The 25,661-nt window shown below is 48.1% G+C and carries 23 protein-coding genes; 9 read left to right on the plus strand and 14 right to left on the minus strand.

All coding sequences use genetic code 11. From position 1 onward, the window contains the following. Positions 1 to 2: 2 nt before the first annotated feature. Positions 3 to 734: a 3'-5' exonuclease gene (locus L0U89_RS04985; protein WP_234860524.1), complete on the minus strand. Its 732-nt coding sequence runs from the start codon at positions 732 to 734 to the stop codon at positions 3 to 5. Then, positions 679 to 2,625, minus strand: a complete 1,947-nt coding sequence (locus L0U89_RS04990; RefSeq protein WP_234860525.1) for a DUF294 nucleotidyltransferase-like domain-containing protein — start codon at positions 2,623 to 2,625, stop codon at positions 679 to 681. Before L0U89_RS04990 ends, L0U89_RS04985 begins: the two co-directional genes overlap by 56 nt. Positions 2,626 to 2,720: 95 nt before the next feature. On the opposite strand from L0U89_RS04990, the gene L0U89_RS04995 reads away from it, so the two are divergent. After that, on the plus strand, positions 2,721 to 2,891 hold the full coding sequence (locus L0U89_RS04995; RefSeq protein ID WP_234860526.1) for a hypothetical protein: 171 nt from the start codon (positions 2,721 to 2,723) through the stop codon (positions 2,889 to 2,891). A gap of 36 nt (positions 2,892 to 2,927) precedes the next feature. On the opposite strand, the gene acs is transcribed toward L0U89_RS04995, so the two are convergent. The 5 genes from acs to L0U89_RS05020 form a co-directional block, all read right to left on the minus strand. Beyond that, complete coding sequence (acs, locus tag L0U89_RS05000; protein WP_234860527.1) at positions 2,928 to 4,820, minus strand: acetate--CoA ligase; 1,893 nt, start codon at positions 4,818 to 4,820, stop codon at positions 2,928 to 2,930. Between the two features lie 117 nt (positions 4,821 to 4,937). Then, positions 4,938 to 6,623, minus strand: coding sequence for a sodium:solute symporter family protein (locus L0U89_RS05005; RefSeq protein WP_234860528.1), 1,686 nt, complete (start codon positions 6,621 to 6,623; stop codon positions 4,938 to 4,940). A 17-nt stretch (positions 6,624 to 6,640) separates the two neighbouring features. After that, positions 6,641 to 6,901, minus strand: a complete 261-nt coding sequence (locus tag L0U89_RS05010) for a DUF4212 domain-containing protein (RefSeq protein WP_234860529.1) — start codon at positions 6,899 to 6,901, stop codon at positions 6,641 to 6,643. A 231-nt stretch (positions 6,902 to 7,132) separates the two neighbouring features. Continuing rightward, on the minus strand, positions 7,133 to 7,918 hold the full coding sequence (locus tag L0U89_RS05015; RefSeq protein ID WP_234860530.1) for a ZIP family metal transporter: 786 nt from the start codon (positions 7,916 to 7,918) through the stop codon (positions 7,133 to 7,135). A 32-nt stretch (positions 7,919 to 7,950) separates the two neighbouring features. Then, positions 7,951 to 9,015, minus strand: a complete 1,065-nt coding sequence (locus L0U89_RS05020; RefSeq protein WP_234860531.1) for an FAD:protein FMN transferase — start codon at positions 9,013 to 9,015, stop codon at positions 7,951 to 7,953. Positions 9,016 to 9,170: 155 nt separating this feature from the next. Here L0U89_RS05020 and ruvB point away from each other — a divergent pair, with 155 nt between their 5' ends. After that, positions 9,171 to 10,214, plus strand: coding sequence for a Holliday junction branch migration DNA helicase RuvB (gene ruvB, locus L0U89_RS05025; RefSeq protein WP_234860532.1), 1,044 nt, complete (start codon positions 9,171 to 9,173; stop codon positions 10,212 to 10,214). Positions 10,215 to 10,220: 6 nt separating this feature from the next. Continuing rightward, entirely contained in the window at positions 10,221 to 11,165 is a 945-nt protein-coding gene (gene queG / locus L0U89_RS05030; protein ID WP_234860533.1) for a tRNA epoxyqueuosine(34) reductase QueG, read from the plus strand. Here queG and L0U89_RS05035 read toward each other — a convergent pair. Then, a complete protein-coding gene (locus L0U89_RS05035) occupies positions 11,162 to 12,958 on the minus strand; it encodes a Kelch repeat-containing protein (RefSeq protein ID WP_234860534.1) in 1,797 nt (598 codons plus the stop codon). The two genes, queG and L0U89_RS05035, sit on opposite strands and share 4 nt — an antisense overlap. Before the next feature lie 4 nt (positions 12,959 to 12,962). Beyond that, the gene (locus tag L0U89_RS05040) at positions 12,963 to 14,111 is read right to left on the minus strand and encodes a hypothetical protein (RefSeq protein ID WP_234860535.1); all 1,149 of its coding nucleotides are present in this window, start codon (positions 14,109 to 14,111) and stop codon (positions 12,963 to 12,965) included. Positions 14,112 to 14,288: 177 nt separating this feature from the next. Here L0U89_RS05040 and L0U89_RS05045 point away from each other — a divergent pair, with 177 nt between their 5' ends. After that, the gene (locus L0U89_RS05045; protein WP_234860536.1) at positions 14,289 to 15,461 is read left to right on the plus strand and encodes a hypothetical protein; all 1,173 of its coding nucleotides are present in this window, start codon (positions 14,289 to 14,291) and stop codon (positions 15,459 to 15,461) included. Between the two features lie 18 nt (positions 15,462 to 15,479). Here L0U89_RS05045 and L0U89_RS05050 read toward each other — a convergent pair whose 3' ends face one another. Beyond that, the gene (locus L0U89_RS05050; RefSeq protein ID WP_008627831.1) at positions 15,480 to 15,671 is read right to left on the minus strand and encodes a hypothetical protein; all 192 of its coding nucleotides are present in this window, start codon (positions 15,669 to 15,671) and stop codon (positions 15,480 to 15,482) included. A 115-nt stretch (positions 15,672 to 15,786) separates the two neighbouring features. Between L0U89_RS05050 and L0U89_RS05055 the strand changes: the two genes are divergently transcribed. The 5 genes from L0U89_RS05055 to L0U89_RS05075 all read left to right on the plus strand — a co-directional run bounded on the left by L0U89_RS05055 (position 15,787) and on the right by L0U89_RS05075 (position 22,326). Then, the gene (locus tag L0U89_RS05055; protein ID WP_234860537.1) at positions 15,787 to 17,229 is read left to right on the plus strand and encodes a BatD family protein; all 1,443 of its coding nucleotides are present in this window, start codon (positions 15,787 to 15,789) and stop codon (positions 17,227 to 17,229) included. Further along, positions 17,222 to 18,298 carry a chorismate synthase gene (gene aroC / locus L0U89_RS05060; RefSeq protein WP_234860538.1) on the plus strand — a complete coding sequence of 359 codons (1,077 nt, stop codon included), beginning with the start codon at positions 17,222 to 17,224 and terminating at the stop codon, positions 18,296 to 18,298. The genes L0U89_RS05055 and aroC overlap by 8 nt, the downstream gene beginning before the upstream one ends. A 15-nt stretch (positions 18,299 to 18,313) precedes the next feature. Then, the gene (locus L0U89_RS05065; RefSeq protein WP_234860539.1) at positions 18,314 to 19,654 is read left to right on the plus strand and encodes a dicarboxylate/amino acid:cation symporter; all 1,341 of its coding nucleotides are present in this window, start codon (positions 18,314 to 18,316) and stop codon (positions 19,652 to 19,654) included. Positions 19,655 to 19,748: 94 nt separating this feature from the next. After that, a complete protein-coding gene (locus tag L0U89_RS05070; protein WP_234860540.1) occupies positions 19,749 to 21,071 on the plus strand; it encodes an Nramp family divalent metal transporter in 1,323 nt (440 codons plus the stop codon). A 133-nt stretch (positions 21,072 to 21,204) separates the two neighbouring features. Continuing rightward, entirely contained in the window at positions 21,205 to 22,326 is a 1,122-nt protein-coding gene (locus L0U89_RS05075; RefSeq protein ID WP_234860541.1) for an AAA family ATPase, read from the plus strand. Positions 22,327 to 22,332: 6 nt separating this feature from the next. Here L0U89_RS05075 and rsgA read toward each other — a convergent pair whose 3' ends face one another. The 4 genes from rsgA to L0U89_RS05095 form a co-directional block, all read right to left on the minus strand. After that, a complete protein-coding gene (gene rsgA / locus L0U89_RS05080) occupies positions 22,333 to 23,256 on the minus strand; it encodes a ribosome small subunit-dependent GTPase A (RefSeq protein ID WP_234860542.1) in 924 nt (307 codons plus the stop codon). A gap of 103 nt (positions 23,257 to 23,359) precedes the next feature. After that, positions 23,360 to 24,700 carry a cell envelope integrity protein CreD gene (gene creD / locus L0U89_RS05085; RefSeq protein ID WP_234860543.1) on the minus strand — a complete coding sequence of 447 codons (1,341 nt, stop codon included), beginning with the start codon at positions 24,698 to 24,700 and terminating at the stop codon, positions 23,360 to 23,362. A 51-nt stretch (positions 24,701 to 24,751) separates the two neighbouring features. Then, positions 24,752 to 25,042, minus strand: a complete 291-nt coding sequence (locus tag L0U89_RS05090; protein ID WP_234860544.1) for a winged helix-turn-helix domain-containing protein — start codon at positions 25,040 to 25,042, stop codon at positions 24,752 to 24,754. After that, positions 25,039 to 25,656, minus strand: coding sequence for a hypothetical protein (locus L0U89_RS05095; RefSeq protein ID WP_234860545.1), 618 nt, complete (start codon positions 25,654 to 25,656; stop codon positions 25,039 to 25,041). Before L0U89_RS05095 ends, L0U89_RS05090 begins: the two co-directional genes overlap by 4 nt. Between the last annotated feature and the right edge of the window lie 5 nt (positions 25,657 to 25,661).

Below are 25,661 nucleotides of genomic sequence, written 5' to 3' on the forward strand. Positions count from 1 at the left end.
TGTCAGCGAATCAAGCTTCGAAAATCCGCAATGCCCTTTTGCTCAGCCAGTTTCAACAGCTTCATCAGCAGTTGGGCGGTGAGAAAAGCGTCGCCTGCGGCTGTATGCCGATCGTCCAGCGGTATTCCATAACGGGCACAAACTTCGTCCAAGGCATATTCTCCAGGCTTCATGGGTATTTTTTGGGCGAAGGGCCCTTTCTCCAAGCGAAGTGCCAGGCTATGTGTATCGAGTAAGGGATTCAGGAATTTGGCGAGCCCAAATGGACGAAGCGTTTTTTCCAGCATTTGGATATCAAATCCAAGATGATGGCCCACCAAGATATCCGTCCCGATATATGCCAAAAAAGCCTCTGCAAATCCGAGTTTTGACAGGGGATTTGATGGATTCAGGATTTGGTGGACGGCAACGGATTCTTTTTTGAATTTCTCCGTATCCAAATAGAGTTCGATAGAATCCTTCACCTCAATCAGGTATCCTTTCACCTTTACCGCTCCAAAAGAAAGAATCTCATCCCTGCGGATATCCAAACCTGTGGTTTCTGTGTCCAAAACGGTAAATTGGAGTTGGGGTATTTTCCGTAGCGGTGAAATCGGCTTTGAGAACGCATCTTCGTAATGCCGAACAAAATCGGCTTTATGGATTCTTTTTGGGAATAGGAAGTCGAGCAAGCCCATATCAGCCCTTGAAAAAATCCAGTTGGTACCGAACCTGCACGATCTTCTGCAGCTCATCGATCGGAGCAAAAGCATTTTTCAACAGCTGTCGTTGCAATTTCCCAAGGCTTCCCGGGTCAATATAGCGGCCATCGGTTTGGGTGTTCAGACCCTCGATCGCCCGCATCCGCATGAGTATTTCATAGGCTTTGCCTGCTTCCTGCATCAATTCGACATAATTGAGCTCGAGTTCCGCCAACTTCTCGAAGCGCTTGAAGGTATTGTTGATACCAACCACTCTGTGGCTCAATACCAGCAACCGCGCAATGTCAGCCAATGGCATCATTGCCCGCAATTTGATATCGAACTTATCCTTTTGTTCCCCCGATTTCTCGACGAGGAAGTTTTTGAAAAAGCCCAAAGGTGGGGGATTCGTGAGCGCGTTTTTTGCCAAGAAATTGAGGAAAATATTTCGATCCGCGATCTCTTGGTAGATATGGGAGCTTAGTGCTGTGGCTAGGGACTTTTCTCCGTAGACCGGCCTGAAGTCAAAGAAGATCGTGGCGTTGAGTAAAGCTTTTTGATTTGGGCTGAGGATCCAGTCGGAGAAATACTTTTTCCAAGCGGAAACTGGTTGGCACCATTGGGGATTATTGGCCATCATTTCAGCGGGACAGGCTCGAAATCCGCATGCCATCAGGCTTTCTATCACTTCCTGGCCGATCAGCTGCATGTAGGCCTGCGCTTTTTCGGCATCCGAATCAGACACATCCTCATAGACAATTGCGTTGTCCAAATCAGTTCGGAGCAACTGCTCTTCCCTGCCTTCACTGCCGAGGGACAAGAAACAGAAATTGAGATCACCGAATTCGGAATATTCAACAGCATGTTTTTCGACCGCCAATTGCACCGATCTTTGGATGATCGTATCGTTGATCTCAGTGATCACACTTGCCACAAAGTCCATAGAGACTTCATTTTCGAGGTAATACTTCAGCAGCTTTTCGGCTTGGTCGCGGATTTTTGCCATTTCTTGAATGTCCCAGGTATTCATCAGGGCATGTATCAGGACAGCCGGGCTATTTCCCTGCGAAAGCAAGATATCGTGGTCGGAAAGGATTCCACAAACCGGACTGCCGTCGGTTCCGTCTTGGGTGATGATGAGGTGGTGCAGCCTGTTTTTGATCATGCTGAGGTACAGGTCTGAAAACCCTGCATCTTGGCTTTTGGTCAGTACCGGGCTGCTCATCAGTTGTTCGACAGGTGTCGCCATGCTAAGGCCTTCCGCGACCACCTTGTTGCGCAGGTCCTTGTCGGTAATGATGCCGAGGGGATGGTGGGATTCGTTGACCACGACAATCGAACCGACGCCGCGTTCGGCCATCAATCGGGCAGCGTTTTGGATAGCTAGTCCGCTTGGGCAGGTAAGAACTTCTTTTGAAAACCGCCAATCAGATTGACCGGTGAAAATCATCAATCCGTTGTCTTTGGAGATGTCTTGGAATGCCGTCCGCGCCTTTTGTGACTGGGAAAGGTCCTTGCGGACGACCAACTGACCCGAGGCGAATCCAGCCGCAAAGAATAGGGCTACTCGGCTGTTTTCCTGCAATATCTTCTCAAAAACTGCTACCGGAACCGCATATACCAAGCTGTCCTCGATTGCCAAGGCATCGAGGATGTAGGGGCGCTTTCCCAGCAGTGCCAAGACGCCAAAGACGTCACCTTCATCACATACCTCTGCGACCTTTGTCGATATTCCATCCTGCGCCAAAAGATGTACCTGTCCCTCCTTCAGCACAAAAAAGAATTGTTGGGCGGGTTCGCCCCTGCGAAACAGGTATTCCCCTCGGCCATGGTAGCGAACTTCGACAGCGCTGGCGACCGCAGACAGCGACCGTTCATCGAGGAAGGAGAACGGCGGGAACCTTTTGAGGAATTCCTGGACGCGGTTGATGATGACGTTGGACATTCGAGATAGGCCGTCTTTGTTGACCCTTAGCCAATTTGGCAGGTTTGGTTCTTGGCACTGTACTTGTTTACTTCAAAATCTAGATCTATCAAGCCATGAAGCCGTTCAGATTTCTCCAACCGCTGCGACGATTGTTTTGGGCACTCATCATAGCCTATATGGTCGGCATTCACAATTTTTACAAGCAGGAAATGGATTCACCTGATTCGATCGTGTCTTCGATAGAAACGGATAAAGAACAGGAAGACACGATGCCAAAAGCCTAGCTGAGATAATCCAGCCAGGCCTCTGTTTCCTCTTTGTTATTTCCTCCCAGCAATAATCTTTTCCACCACCTCAGGATCCAAAAGCGTAGAGGTATCTCCCATGTTGTCCAAGCTTCCTTCTGCAACCTTCCGCAGGATGCGGCGCATGATTTTTCCGGAGCGGGTTTTGGGAAGGCCGGGTACGATTTGGATTTTGTCAGGCTTGGCGATTGGACCAATGATTTTGCTGACGGTTTCCTTGATTTCATTGATCAGGTTTTCTTCTGTCCTGTGCGACATGTCGCAAATGACGTAAGCGTAGATTCCCTGTCCTTTGATTTCATGCGGATAGCCGACTACTGCCGATTCGATCACCAGGGGATGTTCGTTGATGGCGTTTTCGACCTCGGCAGTACCCATGCGGTGGCCCGAAACGTTGATCACATCATCGACACGACCCAAAATCCGGTAGTAGCCGTCGTGGTCACGCTTGACCCCGTCTCCGGTGAAGTACATGCCTTTGTAGGAGGCAAAGTAAGTTTGTCGGCAGCGCTCGTGGTCTCCCCAAGTCGTCCGAATCATAGATGGCCAGGGGAACTTGATGCAGAGATTCCCCTCGACGGAGTTTCCGGTCAATTCATTGCCCTCGGCATCCACGATGGCCAGTTGAATACCGGGGAGTGGCAAAGTCGCAAAGGCGGGCTTGGTGGGTGTGATCCCCGCAATCGGTGAAACCAAAATCCCTCCAGTTTCGGTTTGCCACCAAGTATCGACAATCGGGCAGCGGGATTTGCCGATATGGGTATAATACCATCGCCAAGCTTCCTCATTGATCGGTTCGCCAACCGAGCCCAATACTTTGAGTGAGTCCAAGTTGTAGGGCTCGATGGGGTCCGTGCCGTAGGCTTGTAGCGCGCGTATCGCGGTAGGTGCGGTGTAGAATTGGTTGACCTTGTGTTTTTCGATTACCGCCCAGAATCTCCCCGCATCGGGATAGGTAGGTACGCCCTCAAACATCAGCGTGGTCGCCCCAGCCAGCAAGGGCCCGTAGACGATGTAGGAGTGTCCTGTGATCCAGCCGATATCTGCCGTGCACCAGTAGACATCTCCGGGTGCATATTGGAATACATTCTCGAAGGAATATTTGGTGTAAACCATGTAGCCGCCCGTGGTATGGACGACGCCTTTTGGCTTGCCCGTGGATCCAGAAGTATAGAGGATGAAGAGTGGATCTTCGCTGTCCATTTCTTCCGCTACATGTTTTTCTGAGGCGCCATTGATCAACTCATGCCACCAAAAATCCCTCCCGGGTTTCATGGTGACCTCTTGGCCGGTCCTTCTGCAAACGATGACCGTCTCGACGGAGGACTTTTCCAAAGCCTCATCGACTACGGCCTTGACAGGGATTTTTTTGTTGCCACGGAAATTGCCATCCGAAGTGAGGATCGCTTTGGCTTCGCAGTCATTGATCCTGTCCGAAAGCGCGGTCGAACTGAATCCGGCAAACACCACCGAATGAATTGCCCCGATCCGTGCACAGGCAAGCATCGCCACGGCTGCTTCCGGAATCATGGGCATATAGATGATTACCCGGTCACCTTTACCGATTCCTTTTGAGAGCAGTACGTTCGAAAACCTGCAGACTTCGCGGTACAATTCTGCATACGTGATATGGCGCGCTGATTCTCCCGGCTCGCTGGGCTCCCAAATGATCGCGGTCCGGTCTCCGTTGGTGAAGAGGTTTTTTTCGAAGATATTCTCTGTGATATTCAACTTGGCGTTGACAAACCACTTGACGCTCGGCCCTTCAAAATTCCACTTGAGTATTTTGTCCCATCTCTTCCTCCAATAAAAGGAATCGGCGATTCTCGCCCAAAAGTTTTCGGGCTCGGTGACGGATTTTTGATATTCGTAAAAATAGCCGCTCAGCGTATGTATTCTATCACTCATGGTGTCTGGTATTTTGGTTTTTGTTAAGGCTGGATGCTAAAATAAGGGATTTGTAGGCAAAATCTGGACAAATTTCACCCAAAGGACAGAATCAATGGATCAAATAAGTGTGGGGGATCAATGTCCCGTAGCCTGTCCGGCGCCTCTCGGAATCCGAATTTCCTCTACCATCCTTTGGACTTCCTGTGGGGGTGCCGGGGTAAATCTCGAAACGAGCATACACACGACGAAATTGATCAACATGCCAATAGAGCCAATCCCCTCCGGCGATATGCCAAACCACCAGTTTTCGGCGCTGTTCATCTCAGGAGCCACAAACTTGAAGTAAACGATATTGGCCATCGTGAACACAAGCCCGCAAAGCATTCCCGCGATTGCTCCTTCCTTGGTCATTCGGGAGGAAAAAATTCCCATGATGATCACGGGAAAGAACGATGCCGCCGCCAGTCCAAAGGCAAAAGCCACCACTTCCGCCACAAAGCCTGGAGGATTTACGCCAAAATACCCCGCCAAAATTACGGCCCCTGCCGCTGCAAGCCGGGCAATTCGGAGTTCTTTCTTTTCGGACATTTTTGGGTTGAAGGTTCGGAACAAATCCCTGGAAACCGAGGTGGAAATGACCAAAAGCAAGCCCGCAGCCGTGGACAGTGCAGCAGCCATCGCGCCAGCTGCCACCAATCCCACGACCCAATTGGGTAAGTTCGCTATTTCGGGATTTGCGAGTACCATGATGTCCTTGTCAATCGTCAGTTCGTTGGCACCGGGGTCAGCAAGGTATTGGACGACGCCATCACCGTTTTTGTCGTCCACTTTGATCAGGTTTGTTTTTTGCCAGTTGGTCATCCATGCTGGAAGCTCATCGATCGGTTTTTCGACAACGGTATCAATGGCATTGTAAATCCCAAATGCCGCTACCGCTGGGGCTGTCGTGTACAAAATGGCGATGAAAATCAACGCATATCCTGCCGATAATCTGGCGTCTTTGACCCTTGGCACCGTGAAAAACCTTACGATTACATGAGGCAGTCCCGCAGTGCCGACCATCAGCGCAAGGGTAATCGCCAACATATCCACCATTCCTTTTCGGCCGGAAGTGTAAGCTGCAAAGCCTAATTCCTGAAGTACTCCGTCAAGCTTGTCCAAAAGTGCGCTGCCGTCGGCCACTGTACCGCCTAGTCCTACTTGTGGAATGGGATTGCCGGTCAGTTGCATCGAGACAAAAATCGCCGGAACCATATAGGCGAAAATCAGGACACAATATTGGGCCACCTGCGTGTAGGTGATGCCTTTCATTCCGCCTAAAACCGCATAGAAAAACACGATACACATTCCGATAACCACGCCAGTGTTGATATCGACTTCCAAATACCTTGAGAAAACAATTCCCACGCCGCGCATCTGTCCAGCGACGTAGGTGAATGAGATGAAAAGTGCACAGATCACAGCCACGACACGGGCTTTGTTGGAATAGTACCGATCTCCGACAAAATCCGGCACCGTGAATTTTCCGAATTTCCGAAGGTATGGTGCCAACAGCAATGCCAGGAGTACATATCCACCTGTCCAGCCCATCAAGTACACCGAACCGTCATAACCCGCAAATGAAATAATCCCTGCCATCGAGATAAAGGAAGCGGCCGACATCCAATCCGCTGCGGTTGCCATGCCGTTTGCTAAAGGCGACACGCCGCCACCGGCCACGTAGAATTCCTTTGTCGAGCCTGCGCGCGTCCAAATGGCAATGGCAATGTAGAGTGCAAACGAAGCACCAACGAGTATATAGGTCCAGGTGATGATATCCATATCGAAATAGCGATGCCTTAGTTTTCGTTGACGTCAAATTCCTTGTCCAGCTTGTCCATCCGGTACACGTAGACAAAAATCAAGATCACGAAGCTGTAAATCGAGCCCTGTTGGGCAAACCAAAAACCTAGCTTGAACCCGCCGAGTTTGATGGCATTCAGCGGTTCGACCAAAATAATCCCAAACCCAAACGAGACAACAAACCAAATCAGGAGCAGGGAAAATAGCGTTTGAAGGTTTTTGCGCCAATAAAGCTTCTTGGAGGTATTTTGATCCATGGTATGGGGAAGGATTGGTTTAAAAACAATATCCAATCGGTAATTTTCCTCCTAAATTCGATATTTCCAAATGAAATGGGATGGGGAGTCGTTCCAGGGGAAATAATCCCTTGGCAAATATTCTGTGGGCGTATTTTTTCTTTGGACTATTTGAATTTGCAAAAAACACAGATTTCTCCTAACCTTTCGCCGGGTGTTTTCAACAGGAAATGGCGGGTACCGGAAAACAGATCAAACCACCATCTCCAGCGCCACCGCCAAAGCAAAAGCTGCCATGCTGATCAAAACCTTGTTGAGATAGAAGCGATGGTCGGGACTGCTTTCGAAAAATATCGTCGTGGAAATATGCAGGAATCCCCCGGCGACCATGCCGTAGAAAATACTCAAGGCCTCTTTTTCCATGATCTTGCTTTCGTAAAGAAAATTACTCAGCAACATACCGAGCGGGGAAGCCAAGGCAAATACGACCAACAATGCGAATACCCAACGCTTCTTGATGCTGCTCATCAGCACGGCTACCAAAGCAAATGCTTCGGGGCCCTTGTGCAGCAAGATGCCTAACAGGAGATTTCCATTACCATGGCTGTGATGGTGGTGATGTCCTTCATGGTCGTGATCATGGGAATGACCCAATATTTCGCCAGTTTCAGTCAGGAGCGTGCCTTCCAAAAATGCATGGAGAAAAAGCCCGATCATGATTGTCCAAACCCCCACCTGCACGCCGTGGTGATGGTCATGGTCGGGATGATGGATATGCCCATGCTCCACGCCTGTCGACAGCAAGGCCAAAATCTGCTGCAATAAGAAACCCAATAGTATGTACAAACCCATCCGTGTCGGATCGGATGATTCCATAAACAGCTCTGGCAAAATATGCAATACCGTAATCGCAAACAGATATGAGCCAGCAAATACGAGCACAAGTTTGAAGTATCGCTCCTCCCAACTCGGGATGAAGTATGCCAAGCCACCAGCTAGCAGCGCAGTAAAAAACAACAGGAGAAAATTGAACAGCATCTAGGTTTGGTTCAATAGGTGATGGGTATGTGTCAATTTGTAGGAAATGAAAGATAAGGTTTCATCCCTTCGCTCGCGTGGAACTGCATTTGGCCGAGGGAGTCGTTGAAGATCAGGAAGATTTCAAAATCCTTCAATTGTTCTTGCAGCGCGATGGCTCTTTCTGTTCCCACGACCATCATAGCCGTGGCCATGGCGTCTGCCCGCATGCAGTTTTCCGCCACCACGGTTGCGCTGAGCAATCCATGCGACACAGGTCTGCCGGTTGCCGGATTGATCGTATGGGATATTTTCAGTCCGTCTACTTCGTAGTAGTTGCGGTAGTTTCCCGAGGTGGCCATTCCTTGGTTGTTGAGTGCGAGAATGCTGAACAGGTCATCTGACCGTCCCAATTCTTCCGGCTTATTGACTCCGACTTTCCAGAGTTCGCCTTTTTCATTGGTGCCCCTCGCGACAAGCTCTCCCCCGATTTCGACCAAGAAATTTGATATGCCATTATTTGCGAGAAAATCCCCGACCACATCCACACCGTAGCCTTTTGCGATGGCCGAAAAGTCCAGGTAAATCCCCGGTTTTGTTTTCCGGACTGAAATGGAATCAAACTGGATATGGTTGAATCCGACGAGTTTAAGGATTTCCTCGATATTAACGCTATCCTTGAGTTGGGGTCCTCCCGGACCAAAACCCCAGAGATTTACCAAGGGCCCGACCGTTGGGTCAAATGCGCCTCCAGTTTCCTCAAAGACCTTTTTGCTCTCAATCAGCACCGGCAGAAAATAGGGCAGTCCAAAGCGCAATGAATCTCCCTGATTTAGGCGGCTCAGCTCCGAGTCCGGAATGTAGGTTGATAAGGATTGGTTGAAAACACCGAGGAGCGAATCGATTGCCTGTTGGAAATTGCGCTCCTCTGCATCCAAATACACGATTCGATAGGTAGTGCCCATGGTGTTTCCTGTGAGCGTTACCTTTCCGGTAATTGTCTCCTGTTCCTCAGATGCGGGCTTTTCCTGCTTGTTTTGTCTGTAAAGCCAAACGATGGCTACCAAAAACAAGAGGATTATGGAATAAATGATGTTCTTGTTGGCGTTGGAACGCATGACATGGAATTTTCTCGAAAGTTAAGGCTTATTTTCCAAACAAAGTTCCAAATCCAAACATCAAATGCAATTCGATTGCAGAATGTCGGACGAGGAAATGGGAGGCAGTAGCTTGCCCCGATTTTTCTATATTTGCAGATAGGCCAACCGGAAGTATGAGAGAAGATTATTTGAGTGGTGACAAAAGTAAAATGAATTCCTCTGACCGGGAGATAGAACGGGCATTGCGCCCCTTGAGCTTTGATGACTTCACGGGTCAGTATAAAATTGTAGAGAACCTCAAGGTTTTTGTCTTGGCTGCAAAGCGGAGAAATGAACCGCTCGACCACGTACTCTTGCATGGACCTCCCGGCTTGGGAAAAACCACCCTGAGCCATATCATTGCCAACGAGCTCGAAGCGGGTATCAAAATCACTTCAGGGCCTGTTCTTGACAAACCCTCCGATTTGGCGGGACTTTTGACCAATCTGGAATCGGGAGACGTACTTTTCATTGACGAGATCCACCGCCTCAATCCCGTTGTGGAGGAATACCTCTACTCGGCAATGGAGGATTTCAGGATTGACATCATGTTGGACTCAGGTCCCAATGCCCGCTCGGTGCAGATTTCCCTGAATCCATTCACACTCATCGGCGCTACCACACGGTCAGGATTGCTGACTTCTCCGTTGAGGGCAAGGTTTGGGATCAATTCAAGGCTGGAGTATTACGATGCCAAGTTGCTGACGGACATCGTGACGCGGTCTGCGGGGATATTGCAAACACCGATCGATGAGGTAGCTGCTTTTGAGATTGCGAGAAGAAGCCGGGGGACACCACGCATCGCGAATATGCTCCTGCGTCGGACCAGGGATTTCGCCGAAATCAAAGGCAACGGGAAGATTACCCTGGAGATCGCCAAGATTGCGCTACAGGCACTCGATGTGGATGAAAATGGCCTTGATGAAATGGACAACAGGATCCTGCTGACGATCATCGAAAAATTCAAGGGCGGCCCGGTAGGTTTAGGGACCATCGCTACTGCCTGCGGCGAGGAATCCGAAACGATCGAGGAGGTATATGAACCGTTTTTGATCCAAGAAGGATACCTGAAGCGGACATCCCGCGGTCGAATGGCCACCGAACTCGCCTACAAGCACCTGAAGATCAAACCCAATTTCGGGGGAGGAATGGGAACTTTGTTTGACACGGAAATTTAGGATAGAATGGACGGCCTTGCCGAAAAATATGCCCAGATCGTCAAGACCCAAGCCAAAAGCTTGGGCTTTGATTTTTGTGGCATTGCCAAGGCGGGTTTTTTGGAGGAGGAGGCGCCAAAGTTGGAAGCCTGGCTCAACAAGAATTTTCACGGCCAGATGTCCTACATGGCCAACCACTTTGACAAGCGCCTGGATCCGACCAAGCTGGTCGAGGGTGCCAAGTCCGTGATTTCATTGATTTACAATTATTTCCCTGGGAAGAGGCTTCCCGAGGGCCCCGAAGACCTCAAGATCGCCAAGTATGCATATGGACAAGACTACCACTTGGTGGTCAAAGACCGACTCAAGACCCTGATGGAAAACCTCCGAAAGGAAATCGGCGAGATCGGTGGAAGGGCCTTTGTCGACTCCGCCCCGGTAATGGAACGTCAGTGGGCGCAGAAGTCCGGATTGGGTTGGTTGGGAAAAAACAGCCTGTTGCTCAACAGGGATATGGGAAGCTTTTTTTTCCTCGCAGAGTTGATCGTCGATGTGGAAATCAGCCCTGACCCGCCGATGGTCAAGGACTATTGCGGCACTTGCACCCGCTGCATCGACGCTTGTCCGACGGATGCCATCGTGGCTGATGGTGTCGTGGATGCATCCAAATGCATTTCTTACCTGACCATCGAGCTGAAGGAAAACATTCCCGCCGAGTTCAAGGGGAAAATGGAGAACTGGATTTTTGGCTGCGATATCTGTCAGGATGTCTGTCCATGGAACAGGTTTTCGAAGCCGCACAGGGAGCCGCTTTTTGAGCCGAGCCCCGATTTGGCGAATATGGGCAAGCGCGAATGGCTGGAAATCACCGAAGAAGTATTCCAGCAGGTCTTCGCCAAATCCCCCCTCAAGCGTAGCAAATGGAGCGGCTTGAGGAGGAATGTTTGGTTTGTTGAAAGCAGGGAAGGTTAGTCAAGTAGTCTGTGTAGTTCGAATTGTTCTGGATAGACCCTGGCATCAGGAAGGCCGAAAAAGATTTTTCCTTCGATCACAAATAGTTTGCCTCTCCTCCTTTCTACAAAAGGGATTGATTGTAAGGGTGTCAATTTGTTGTCCGTGAGGTTTAATCTGAAGATTTCTCTGCTTCCATCCGATATAAATAATTGATTTTGAAATCCAACCATGGAAGGCTGACCATCTCTATCATACCATGTACCGGATGACACAGGGATGGGTTCCGTTCCGATTGTCAAAGAACGAATAATCAACTGGCTTTGCTCGAAGGATCGACCCAAAAAATAGACTCTATTATTAGCGATGGCATATGCTTGGGAATCTTTGAATTCTTGTGGTACTAAAATGCCCGTGTCGATCCAGGTTTGATTCGAAGGATTGAAATAAAAGTAACTTTCCCTGTTTAGAAATACGACGTAAATGAGTCCGTTTAACTCAAAAATCTTATTTACAAAAGTGGGTCCTTCAGACATGTCGGGCAGTTTTGTCCATTTCTTTGAATCCAAATCAAACTTGTGAAAGTCGGTATATCTGAGCAAATCTTCGGAGTTTGCCGGATAGTATCCCCCAAGACCATAATAGATCGCATTTTCGTTTCTTAAATACAAGAATCCATAGCCGGCTATATCTCTCGGTTTTGGATTCTCGGGTAGTCGACAGCAAAACGATAAATTTCCGGACAAGTGATCAAAAAAACTTACGGTGGATTGGTCTTGATTCACCCCAAATACAGTTTCTCCGAAGTTTTCGAAATGGGTGAAGTGGTGGGTATTTGGGTCTATCGTCGCCGCCAACTCCCAGCTTGACAAAACAGTTATGGGTTCAGGATATTCTACGAAGTCCTCCCATAGTATTGGCTTTAGTCTGAGTTTGTACTTTCCTGCTTTGACGTTTGGAAATCTGAATGAGTAATTGTTTTGTCCTGATTTTTCGACTGTTATGCCGATAGATCCGAATCCTTCCTCCGGTACCAAGTGTGCGTTGTTGACCCATTCAGTTGGTTCAGACGTAGAAAAACTTACTGTTTCACCCACTTTGACTGAGGTCTTGTCTACAGATACAATCGTCGGCGCATCCAGTTCGAAGACTCCGGGAAATCTGAATGCCGATCCATACAAACGGAGCACCAAGTCGAATTTTTCTCCGAATAACTCTGTAGGGAAGGCCTGACTACCAATTCTATTCGCTTCAAAAACAATTTTCTTCCTTTCGCTTGAAATCATTTTGATCTGAAACAACTCTTCTAATCCCTGAATCTTAACCTCAACTTGGCGCGGATCAGAAGGGAAAAAGTCCCCTTCAATCGTCACATCGTGCCATGCAAGCAAGCGACTTGGAGTAACAGATGTCACGCTAGCATCCTGTATTCCTTTACTGGTAAATTCAAGCGCCTCGCCTCGAATCATTTGTTGTCCTTTTCTAACAAAAGGAGTCACTACATATACTTGATCTTTGACTAAGTCGTACTTTAATCTAATGCGGTTTATTGATTTTGGGCTGCCGGTGTTTTCCTCGGTAAAAGTAAAGTTGTCATAGGCTGCTTGAGAACGATACTCCACCCCATATGCGTCCACAGTCGCCGTCCCTTCTTTCAATATCTCAAACTCCACCGTCGCACCGGTACCGTCAATCTCCGTGACGGCGAGGCTTTTGATCAGCGGATAATCCCGCTCCGTGACGGTCGAATCCAATTGGCACCCGCCAATTACCAGCCATAGGCTGATGATGAAATAGCTGATTCTCTTTTCCATATACTTAGAATCTATATCCTATCTGTAAATTGATGAAGGTGATTTTGCTATCAATCTTCTGGCCTGTTAGGGAATTGCTCTTGATGCCGACGTGTGCCTTGAGCGGAATGATATCAAGGCCAATTCCGTAAACCATTCCTCGGTGCTGCTCGGCAATGGATACGGGTCTGTTGTCCATTCGCACCTCTGCGGGCTTGACCAAGGCCCCGGTTTGGATAGACTGTTGGCTGAGGGTCATGGAGAGCGTATAACCGACTTCAGTATAAAGCCGCAGCACTTGGGGCTTGAGGTCAAGGTAGTACCGTGCCGAAATTGGAAGCTGAACACCGATCCAAGTCAGGCTGATGTCTGTTTCAAATACTTCATTTGGCCTGACGGTCATCGTATGAAAGCCAGTCGAATTGAAGCCTGCTAGGTACGGCATAAAGGAAACCGACAGATTGCGCCGAAAATTGGGGAAAGCTTCTACGCCTATCCCGCCCGTCAGCAGCATCATCGATTGCTCGACTGTGGCGTTCTGAAATTCAATCGGTATTTGGACATTTCCAGCCCCGGTTCCTACGAAGGGTATGACCGAAATCGGCTTTGAAAACGTCCGCGGCTTGGTGACCTTGTGGTCGTTTTGAAGCAAATAGGGAAGCGAAAACTCATTCCGGTTGGTAAGTGCGATCAGATTTGCCACCAAAGGATTGTCGAGTTCCTCGGCAAGTGTTTCTTTGTAGCTTTCGTCCAGGAGCTTGAGTTCTCCGGATTTTGGATTTTCGATGTAATAGGAGGAGGTTTGACCTTGTCGCCTGTAGACCTTAAAATTGGGGTTATCGGACGGTAGGTATTCCAAGAATACACTTTCGCCATCGACGGTTCTTCGGAAAAAAAGCCGATCGTTATACCTGAACTCAGAGACTTCATCGATGCGGTAGGTAGTCGGAATATCCCTTTTAAATTTTTTGAAATTGATCTCGGAAAAAGCTTTGCTGGGCAATTTTTCGATGTATCCGTTGAAGTGGACGGTGTCCATCAATAGGATGTAGTCGCTGTTTTTCTTTTCACGTTGCTGAGCCTTCGCCGGCAGGCACAAACCGACTAGCAATAATGTATACGTGAAAAATCGGCTGGCAAACAAGACTGTTTTGTAGGACGATTGGTGTGACATGGGTCAAGAGGAATTGAGCGCAATAAAACTAATCCTGCTGCTATAACAAAAAATTTTATGCTTAATTTTAGTTTTATGTCGAAGAATATTTGATTTGACACGGGTTAGATGAAGCAAGGTGAAAATCAAGGTTAACCCAGATTTATTGGATAGATTTGTATCCCCAAGCACCACCCAATGAAACTTAGAGAAATAACCACGCCCCGTGACGAGCAAGATTTCTTGATGGCTCATGTCCGGATAAACCAGCCTTATCCCAATTGGATAAGGCCGTTTGACAAGGATATTTTGGAGGTTTTTGACCCGAAGAAAAATCGCCTGCTCCGTACGTCTAAGGCCGTACGATGGGTGCTTGAAAATGAAAAGGGAGATCTTGTTGGTAGAATTGCCGCATTTGTCAACCCGAAATACAAAAGCAAGGGAGACGATGTGCCAGTTGGAGGTATTGGTTTTTTTGATTCGGTGGATTCACAGGAAGTGGCGAATCTGCTGTTTGACAAAGCGAAGAATTGGCTGGCCGGACACGGCATGGAGGCTATGGACGGTCCCATCAACCTCGGCGAGCGCGACAAATGGTGGGGTCTTTTGGTGGAGGGATTTGAGCCGCCCATCTACAATACCAACTACAATCCCCCTTACTATCAGCGCTTGTTTGAAAATTACGGATTCAAGGTTTTCTTCAATCAAATATGTTGGGGACTCAAAGTGGCAGATTCAGCCAGTCAGCTGGATTCGAAGTTTTATGAGGCCCACAGAAAAATAGCTGACACAGGGGAGTATTATGTCAGACACATCAACAAGTCCCAATTGCCTCAGGCTGCCAAGGATCTAAGTATTGTGTACAACAAGGCCTGGGCGAAGCACCAAGGCAACAAGGAAATCACTCCAGAGATGGCGCTGAAAATGCTTAAATCCATGAGCGCGGTGATGGACGAATACCTGATTTGGTTTGCTTACCACCACGATGAGCCGATTGCGATGTGGGTCAATCTTCCTGACATCAACCAAATTGTCAAGCATCTCAATGGCCAATTCAACCTTTGGGCGAAGCTGAAGTTTTTCCTTATTCAGAAGTTTAGCAAGATGGAGAAGTTTGTTGGATTGGTGTTTGGTGTAGTGCCAGAGTTTCAGGGCAAGGGCGTAGATTATTTTATGATTGTGGAAGCCGAAAAAGTCATCAAAGCAAAAACCCATTACAAAGACCTCGAACTTTATTGGCAGGGTGATTTCAATCCCAAGATGCTGAATATCTCAAAAAATTTAGGGGCCAACCAAACCCGACGGATGGTCACCTACCGGTATTTGTTTGACCCCAATAAGCCTTTTGAGCGCCATCCAATTTTGGATTAAATGGCGCTTAAGTATGTATTAACCAGCCAAAGCGACAAAATACTTGTCTAATACGGGCTGATATTTTCTGGAAAATTTCTGGTAACACCATTCTTTAAACTCTTGGATTTCGGCGGGCATCAGAAGATTCAGCGCCTTCCGCAATTCTTTTTCGAATAGTTTTTTGTCGAAACTTACTTTCGTCAAAATTGTCTTCACGTACTCTAGCATATGTCAAACAGTTTAAGGTGAAAAGAATTGGCAACGCCTAGTTTTACGACACGTAAATAGGTTTGTTGCGTTTAAAATATAAAGCTATTTTGCAGGCCTTATTGATTTGCCTACCATGTTGAAAACGATTGTCGGTACTGTATTGGTATTATTTTGGGTGTTAAATTTTGCCCAGGCCCAAGAGGTGACGATTGAACTGGGACCGAGCGAAATAGGTCTGAACGAGACTTTCAGCATTAAGGTCACTATTTCAAATGACAAAATCAAGTCCTACGACGAATTTCCGGACATTCCGAGTTTCCAAAAGCAGGGCTTGTCGCAATCTTCCTCGATGAATGTCATCAACGGACAGGTGAGCAGCACCAATTCCATTATTCAATATTACAAACCCACCAAGAAAGGGGAATTTACCTTGGGTCGGTTTAGCATCAAGATTAATGGTGTTGATTATACTTCTCCCGGCAAGACAATCACGGTCGGCGACCCCCGTGGGGCCCAGCGCCAGTCCAATGTGTTTGACCCCTTCAATGACCTTTTTGGAGCTACGCCCGAGGAGCCGGAATTTATCGAAATTGAGGATGATGCATTTTTTGCGTCCACGGTGGACAAGGAGGAGATATTCGTAGGGGAGGGTTTGAACGTTAGTCTGGCATTCTACATGTCTGAGACCAACCAGGCTCCATTCCAGTTCTATGAGCCCGGAAGGCAACTGGATGAGATTTTGAAAAAAATGAAGCCTTCAAATGCCTGGGAGGAAAACTTCAATATTACCAATATCCAACCCGAACGTGTTAGCTTCAACGGCAAAAATTGGATCAAGTACAAAGTGTACGAGGCCACCTTTTTCCCTTTTTCCGAAGGAGAAATCACCATTCCGGCCATTTCTTGGGAAATGATCAAGTACAAAGTAGCGAAGAACCCGACTTTCTTTGGAGCCAATCGCTTGGAGGATTTCAAGAAGTTTTATTCTTCGGCCAAAAAGATAAAGGTGAGGCCACTTCCCCCTCATCCACTTCGCAATGAGGTTAGTGTCGGCGTTTTCCAACTTAGGGAAAATATTCAGGAATTTGAAGCCCAAACTGGAGAAGGGTTCACGTACAATTTTGGTATCAGTGGGGAAGGAAACATCAATTCCATCAATCCCCCAAAAACAAAACAAATCCATCTTCTCAATACCTACGACCCCAACGTCCGACAGCAAATCAACCGCGGTAACGGGCGTGTCACAGGAATCAAGGAGTTTAATTACTATATGACCATCAATGAACCGGGCCAAGTGAAATTGGCGGACTATTTTGACTGGATATACTTCAATCCGGTGACCGCCAAGTACGATACGCTCCGCCCCAAGGCAATCATCAACGTCAGCGGGGATTCCAAGGTCAACCAAGCGATATCCAATCAGCGCTTGGGCGGCATTTATGATTTGATCGATGTGGAAAACAACAAACTTTCAAACAAGCGATATAAGTACTATTTTTCAGTTTTGATGAATTTATTATTGGTCGGATCGGTGATTTTGCTGGCCGTCCTGATTATGAGAAAAGGCAATGGGTAATTCATTCGGGAGAATTTTCAGAATCAGCACCTTTGGGGAATCCCACGGATTGGGCCTTGGAGTCATCATTGAAGGCTGTCCTGCAGGCCTGCCGATTGATGAGGATTTTATCCGCGAAGAAATGCAGCGGCGAAAGCCCGGTCAGTCCAAAATCACAACACAAAGAAAAGAGGAGGACGAATTCCAGATCCTTTCCGGGGTATTTGAGGGCAAAAGCACGGGTACGCCCATAGGCTTGGTTATCATGAATACCGACCAGAAAAGTAAAGACTATAGCCATATTGCCGACAAATTCAGACCTTCCCATGCCGATTTTACCTATTTCGAAAAGTACGGAGTCCGTGACTACAGGGGTGGAGGCCGCAGCAGTGCGAGGGAAACGGCCGCTCGGGTAGCGGCAGGAGCTATCGCAAAGTTGTTTCTAAGGCACTATGGAATCACCGTTCAGGCTTTCGTAAGCCAAGTCGGTGACTTGAAATTAGGGAAGTCTTACCAAGAATTGGATTTAGCAAAGACCGAGGATAATATCGTTCGTTGTCCTGACTCGGAGACGGCCGATCGGATGATCGAGCTGATTGACCAAGTGAGGAAGGATAGGGATACCATTGGCGGTATCGTGAGTTGTGTGGTCAAGGGTACACCGGTAGGTTTGGGAGAGCCGGTTTTTGACCGTCTCCATGCAGATCTGGGGAAAGCCATGCTGAGTATCAATGCCGTAAAGGGCTTTGAATATGGAAGCGGCTTCGAAGGCGTGAAGATGCGTGGGTCTCAACATAACGATGCCTTTTACCAAGAGGGCGACCGCGTCCGCACCCGAAGCAACCACTCGGGTGGAATCCAAGGCGGTATCTCAAACGGCGAGGATATCTATTTCAATGTCGCGTTCAAGCCAGTTGCCACGATCATGCAGGATCAAGAATCCGTCAACGAGTCGGGCGAATCTGTGGTTGTCTCGGGAAAGGGCCGCCATGATCCTTGTGTAGTGCCGCGGGCGGTCCCGATCGTAGAAGCGATGGCGGCGCTCGTTTTGGCGGATCACTTGTTGATAAGCCGTACCAATAAGTTATAACCTCAACATTTCGACATGTTCAAGAAAATCTCCCTCCCTACCCAGATCATCATTGGCCTCGTGCTCGGACTCGTATTTGGTTTGGTCATCATCAAGTTTGGATTGGATCCTTCGTTCACCCTTGATTTTATCAAACCCGTCGGGACAATTTTCATCAATTCATTGAAAATGATCGCGGTGCCCTTGGTCTTTGCTTCATTGGTGATCGGCGTATCTAATTTGGGGGATATCTCCAAATTGTCCCGGATTGGTGGAAAAACACTATTTGCCTATCTCGTGACAACAATCATTGCGATATCGGTAGGTTTGTTGTTGGTGAATTTGCTTCGCCCCGGCGAAAGTCTTCCGCAATCCACCCGTGACAATTTGCTATCACTCTATGACGATACCGTTGGCACAAAGGCGAGCCAAGCAGCCCAGGTAAACCAACAGGGCCCTCTCCAGCCGATTATCGATATGGTTCCCGAAAATATCGTGAAAGCCGCCGCTGACAATGGCAGTATGCTCCAGGTTGTGTTTTTTGCCATCATCGTCGGCATTGCCTTGCTGCAGATTCCAAAAGAGAAAGCCAGGAGTTTCACCTCATTTTTTGATGCGTTCAATGATGTCATTATCAAAATCGTCGAATACATCATGCTCATAGCGCCTTACGGTGTGTTTGCATTGATGGCCTCACTGATCGTGGAGATCGCTGGCGAAAATCCCGATTCGGCTGTTGAATTGCTTTTTGCGCTGGCCAAATATTCCCTCATTGTCATAGGAGGGTTGGTCTTGGTCGTCGCCGGGGTGTATGTGGTTATTTTGAAGAGTTTCACCAAGTTGCCCGTTAAGGATTTCTTCAAAGCGATTCGTCCTGCGATGTTGCTGGGATTCTCTACCTCATCAAGTAATGCTACGCTGCCCGTGACCATGCGTCAGGTGGAAAACGAGATAGGTGTCTCTGAGGAGATCAGCAGCTTTGTGCTTCCTTTGGGTGCGACCGTTAACATGAATGGGACAAGCCTTTACCAAGCGGTGGCGGCGGTCTTTATCGCTCAAGCCTTGGGTATGGACCTGACACTTTCACAGCAATTGACAATAGTACTTACCGCGACTTTGGCGGCAATTGGCTCAGCTGGTGTCCCTGGCGCCGGCTTGATTATGCTGATTATCGTACTGGAGGCTATTGGCGTGCCCGGTGCTGGAGTAGCGCTGATCATCGCCCCGGATCGGATTTTGGACATGTTCCGTACGGTGGTCAATATCACGGGCGACGCCGTGGTGTGCGTCGCGGTAGCATCTACCGAAGGTGAACTTCCCGATGGGCTTATTCGGCAGTCCAATCCGTTTACTCCGAATCTGGAAAACAAGGAGTAGCGCTGCAAAGACGCTGCTAAAGGGCTGGAATTCTTTTCCTCTAAATCCTTAAGGGGGTGCTGGAATAGGGGTGTTTTCCCCTATATTCAGGATCATGAAATTGATCGACATTCAAAATCCTCCAACTTCGCTGAAACATGGGCTCGGTTTTTTGGGGCCAGGATTGATTTTGTCGGCTTCGATCGTAGGTTCTGGAGAACTGATCGCCACCACGGTCCTAGGTGCAAAGGCTGGGTTCGTGACTTTTTGGGTGATTTTGTTGAGCTGTCTAGTGAAAGTAGCCGTCCAACTTGAGTTTGGGAAAAACGCCATCCTTTCAGGGCGGCCCTTGATGGAGGAATTCAACCATTTCGAGGGCCCCCGTCTTGGAAAAGCGAATTGGGCAGTCTGGTCTGTTTTTGCTCTTACCCTATTCAAAATCCTACAATTAGGCGGTATGCTGGGTGGAGCGAGCATCATTCTCAGCCTTGTTTTTCCGCATATCCCTGTCGCGGTTTGGGTGGTTTTGTCCGGTTTGTCGCTGAGCCTTTTTGTTTACAAAAACAAATACTTCCTGATTGAAAAAACAGCAACCGTGCTGGTATTTGGGTTTACGATCTTCACTTTAGTCTCCCTGGTAGCACTCTTTTTCACGCCATTTGCATTCAGTTGGGAGGAAGTGCACTCTGGATTGGAATTCAAACTTCCCCGGGAGGCGATATGGGTGGCAATTGGGGCATTCGGTATCACGGGCGTGGCGAGTGATGAGATCATTGCCTATACTTATTGGTGCCAGGAAAAGGGATATTCGAAATATGTGGGGCCAAATGATGGCAGTGAGGCGTGGCGAAATCGCGCCGATGGCTGGCTGAGGGTGATGTACCTGGATTCGTTTTTGGCCATGGTGGTATACACCATCGTTACGGCTGCCTTTTATCTGTTGGGTGCGGCGGTATTGCATGGGGAGGAAAGCATTCCCGATGGCAACGATTTGATTTTGGCTTTGGCGGGAATCTATACCGAGACGCTGGGAACTGGTGCCAAGTTGGGGTATTTGGCAGGAGGGTTTTTCGCACTTTACTCAAGTGTGTTTGCCACCTTGGCCTACTGGTCCCGCTTACTGCCGGATGTTTTTGCCCAATTTGGCTGGATAAAGGCATCCAGAGATCGGGTTAAATGGGTCGCTATTTTGGCTTGGGCATTGCCCGCTATTTGGGCGCTTACCTTCCTTTTCGTCAAATTACCCGGGGTCATGATCATTTCGGGTGGCGTAGTCGGTTCGGTTTTGCTATGGGTAGTCGTTTGGGCAGCGATCAAGTTTCGTGCTAAGAACCGCTCTTTGAAACTATTGACGGGACCTTGGACCGAGGCATTTTTTTGGGTGAGTGTAGCGGCTATTTTGGCAGTCTCCGTATATGGCCTGAGCAAGTTGTGGTGAGTGAGCGCATGGATTGCGAGGAGCATTGCTATCATTTTTCCATTCGTTTGCAAATCCAATGTTAATGCGTAAATTGCGTTACGTAAATTGCGTTACGTAAATTGCGCAATAAAATCTCTAATTTGAAAATAATATGAAAACCCCCGACAATCCATTCGTACTGCATACCTATCACGGTAAGAAATACTTCTGTGACAGGGAACATGACATCGAGAAATTGCAGGAGCACATCCAAAACGGGCGAAATGTGGTCTTGTATGCTTGGAGGCGATTGGGGAAGACAGCCTTGATCCAGCGGTTTTTCGATCTGCTCGAAGAGGAGGGAGAGCACGAGACGATTTTTGTGGATTTTTTGGCCTGTCATTCGATCGATGAAGCGGTACAGGCCATTGCCAGTTCACTGTATGATCGGTATGGGAAATTGGAGACGGGTTTTTCCGCTTCCTTGCAAAAACTACTGGCTTCGATAGGGGCAACGCTTAGCTTTAGTCCACTTACCGGTGCTCCTGAGCTAAGTGTGGGCGTGCGCCCTCCGGACAGCGAACCCAAGTCATTGACGGCCTTGGGCGAGTTTCTGCGCGAAAGGAAAAAGAAAATCGTGCTTTGTTTGGATGAGTTCCAGCAAATCGCCCATTTTGAAGAAGCCAAAGCGGAGGCTGTCTTTCGGTTTTGGACACAGCAATTTCCCGATATCCGCTTTATCTTCAGTGGAAGTCACCGCACGATGATGGTCGAAATGTTTGCATCGACAAGTCGTCCATTTTACCAAAGTGCCCAGCTGATGTCTCTGAAGCCTATCCCTTTGGACCGCTACACGGATTTTATCCAAGGGCATTTTGCTGATGCCGGTAAATCCATTTCCAAAGAACAGATTGAGCGAATCTATAATTGGGCAAGGTCGCAGACTTACACCATCCAGTTGGTTTGCAACTATTTGTATTCCCGGTCGACCGTCGTCGAAGATGCCGAAATCGAGCAAGTTTTGGTAGAAATCTTGGAGCAGCAGCAGGCGGTTTTTGCCAACTTCCCAAAAATCCTAACCCATACCCAATGGCGGGTTCTCAAGGCTATCGCCAAAGCCGAACCTTTGCACAATCCACTGAGTAAGGATTTTCTGCTGAAGTACCGTCTTGGAGCGGCAAGTTCGGTCAGCACAGCCCTGAAGGCCCTCCAAAAGTCCGAAATGGTCGTAGTAGATGAGGGTGCCTACTTGGTGCACGAAGTTTTGCTCGCTCGTTGGATGGCAAGACTTTAGGACGTTTTACTTGTGGTCTTCTTCTTCGAAAAGAATCTTCAGATAGCTTTCGTACCGATAGGGATGTATGTATCCTTCCTCTACTTTTTGCAGGACAATACAGCCAGGTTCGTTGACATGGCGGCAGTTGTTGTAGCGGCACCGCCCTAAGAAGGCGCGCATTTCGACGAAATAGTGGGAAAGTTCAAATTCGTCGATATCCAAAATCCCAAATTCCTTGATGCCCGGCGTATCGATCAAGTACCCATCGCCCTCCCATTCAAACATCTCGGCAAAAGTGGTTGTATGCACGCCTTTTGAGCTGAATTTGGAAATCTCCTTGGTACTTTGTTGTGCCGCGGGGATCAGTTGATTGAGCAATGTGGATTTTCCCACGCCCGAATGTCCTGATAGCAAAGTGGATTTTCCATCCAGCAGTTTTCCCAATTTTGATTTCAGGTCACGATCGTTCAGTGCGGATACTTCAATCACAGGATATCCGAGTGGGTCGTAGATCTCGTGAAGTATTCCGAGAAAGTCACGGTCTTTTTCAGATTGAATCAAATCTGCCTTGTTGACAATGATCGTCACCGGTATCCTAAAGCTCTCCGTGCTGACCAAAAAACGGTCAATGAATCCGAGCGAAGTCCGGGGCAGCGACACGGTCACGATCAGAAATGCCTGGTCGATATTGGAAGCGATAATGTGGGAGAAATGGGTCTTTCTGGTGGATTTGCGGATGATGTAATTCTCACGGGGCAAAATCTCCATGATGACCATATTGCTGGAATTTTCCTCTTTTTCCAACTCCACCTCATCACCTACCGCGATCGGATTCGTCAGTTTGAGATCGTCTTGCTTGAATTTTCCGCGTAGCCTTGCCTGCACATATCCAGCCGGCGTCTTGACAGTGTACCAGCTTCCGGTTGATTTGATGACCTTTCCGAACATGGATTATTTTTGTCCAAAAATAGCTGATTTCACCATCTTTTCTTTGCGAAAAAATGCCCGCTACGCCGATCACAAAATCAGACGCAGCGGGTTAGAGAAACTATCATTCAGATTGCGAACTACCCTTGATGTTGTACCAGTCGATGTTGCGGGTGATGTACATTGTCGCGGCCAAGATTACAAATAAGCCAACGCTTCCCATCAAGAGTGCATAATCTTCCATTTGTAAGGTCACGAAAATGAACCCAAAGGTTCCCAGCAAAACACCTCCCAAAGCGAGGGTATATTTTTTCGATTTGAATAGCGGCAGGGAATACAGGCATATAGTGATGATCACCGCTGACATCGCCACCAAGTATGCGAAGTTGAAATTACTATGCTCAGAAATCGCGATGAGTAACACGTAAAAAAGGCAAATAGAAAGGCCTACCATCAGGTATTGGAATGGGTGGATGTTTTTCTTTCCGAGGATTTCTACCAAGAAAAACATCAGGAAAGTAAGCGAAATGGTCAGCAGCGCATACTTGGCCGAGCGAAGGGATTTTTGGTAATCTTCCATAGGGGAAAGCAATTCCACACCGAATGCTGCGGCTTTCAGTTGTGCGTTGAAGGAATCGTCTTTCCACTGTTGGGGGAAGTTCCTGTTGAGCTCAAGCACCTTCCATGAGGCTTCAAATCCCTCTTCGTCCAGTTTTCGGTCATTTGGCAGGAATTTCCCGTCGAATTTTGGCGACGACCAAGCCGAACTCAGCTTGATTTCGGTGGTTTGGCCGACCGGGATGAAGTAAATGCTTTCGCTTCCCCGCAGTTTCAATTGAATCGAAAAGGGGATCTCAGCTCCGGGGCTAAGCTTTTCCATGGGCAATGCCACGTGGAACCCCGCCGTTTGGAGGTCGGGAATGGTGGATCCTGGAGACACGGTGAATGTTTCGGTCCCCCATTTGAGATTCACCACTTCTTCGACGCCACGAAGGTCGCCGAGCCCCACGTTGATTGTGGCCTTTTCCCCCTTGATGCCGACAAAGTGCGCTTCGTCAAATGCGGCGGGTACCTGAAAAGTCCCCCTGATCTCGATATCTGACCGATATACGATCGCGGTGAATATGCCCCTTTTCAGCTGTTCGGGGTATATCGTACCGGTTACCTTTAGGTCATCCGGCACGACATGGAGGTGCTCTACATAACTGCTCGTTTTCTGGTTTTCGGTTTTTTCAAACTGCATCGGAAAAGTCAGGATCGGACCGGAAATGAGTTGGGCTTCGGCCCATTTGCTGCCGATTTCGGCAACGGCGGTTTGTTTGAGCATTTCCCGTTCATGGATCAGCTCTTGGATCATAACTGCGGGAATCAGCAGCAAAATGGCCAAAAAACCAATTACGATGAGTTTGAACGTGATCGCAAACTTCGACAGGAAGGCGAAAGGGGAGGTGTTTGTTGTTTCCATTTTTATTGATATGAAAGTACTTTGTGATTCAAAGTGAGTGGATAAATTTTTTTATCTTAAGAGTTTTTCGATCGCGTTGAGGTGTTTGACGAAGGCGGTTTTTCCGGCATCGGTCGCGGCATATTTGGTATTTGGCTTGCGGTCTACAAATTCCTTCTGAAAGCTGACATACCCTTCTTTTTCCAACATTTTCAAATGGGTTGCCAGATTACCATCGGTCGCGCCGAGTAGGTCCTTGAGGCTGTTGAAGTCCAGGAAATCATTGACCATCAGGGCGGACATAATTCCCAACCGCAGCCGGTTTTCAAAAGCTTTGTCTAAATCCTGCAGTAAATCTTTCACGACCCGTATTTCAAATGCATCCTGACTCCGTAGATGATATGCAAGACTCCAAATCCCAAAGCCCAAAACAACAAACCATAGCCCACAAAATAGGCGGCCAATAATCCCAAAGCCACCTGCATCAAACCCAAAGCGCGCACTTCCGATAGCGTGTATTTGCTGGCATTGACCAAAGCAAGTCCATAAAATACCAAGGTGAGCGGGGCGACGATGCCTACGTACCCGCGCAACAAAAATATCAGGCACAAAATCCCTCCTGCCGCAAGCGGTATCATCAGGTTGGAAATGAGCCGTTTGGTCTGTAGGTCCCAAAGTTTCTGTTTGGTCTTTTCGGCTTTTTTTTTGGTGAAAAAAACGCCAGCTACTAGCGCCAAGACCAGAATTACCGTAGCCAAAATCAACAACTGGCTGATGGTCTGAGGCGTTAGGATTACCATCCTATATCCGAAAAAGGCGTGATCGACATAGATATACGTGTAGGCGATATAGGCACCGATGAGCGCAATTACGCCTGCCACGATACCCGACATTCCGCTCAAGGAGATAAACCGCGAGGATTTGTCCATGATCTCACGGATTTCCTTCAAGTCATCAAGGTATTTTTCTTTGTTCATAAAAA

Origin of the sequence: Mariniradius sediminis, assembly GCF_021491425.1 — a bacterium.
GTDB classification, from domain to species: Bacteria; Bacteroidota; Bacteroidia; order Cytophagales; family Cyclobacteriaceae; genus Mariniradius; species Mariniradius saccharolyticus.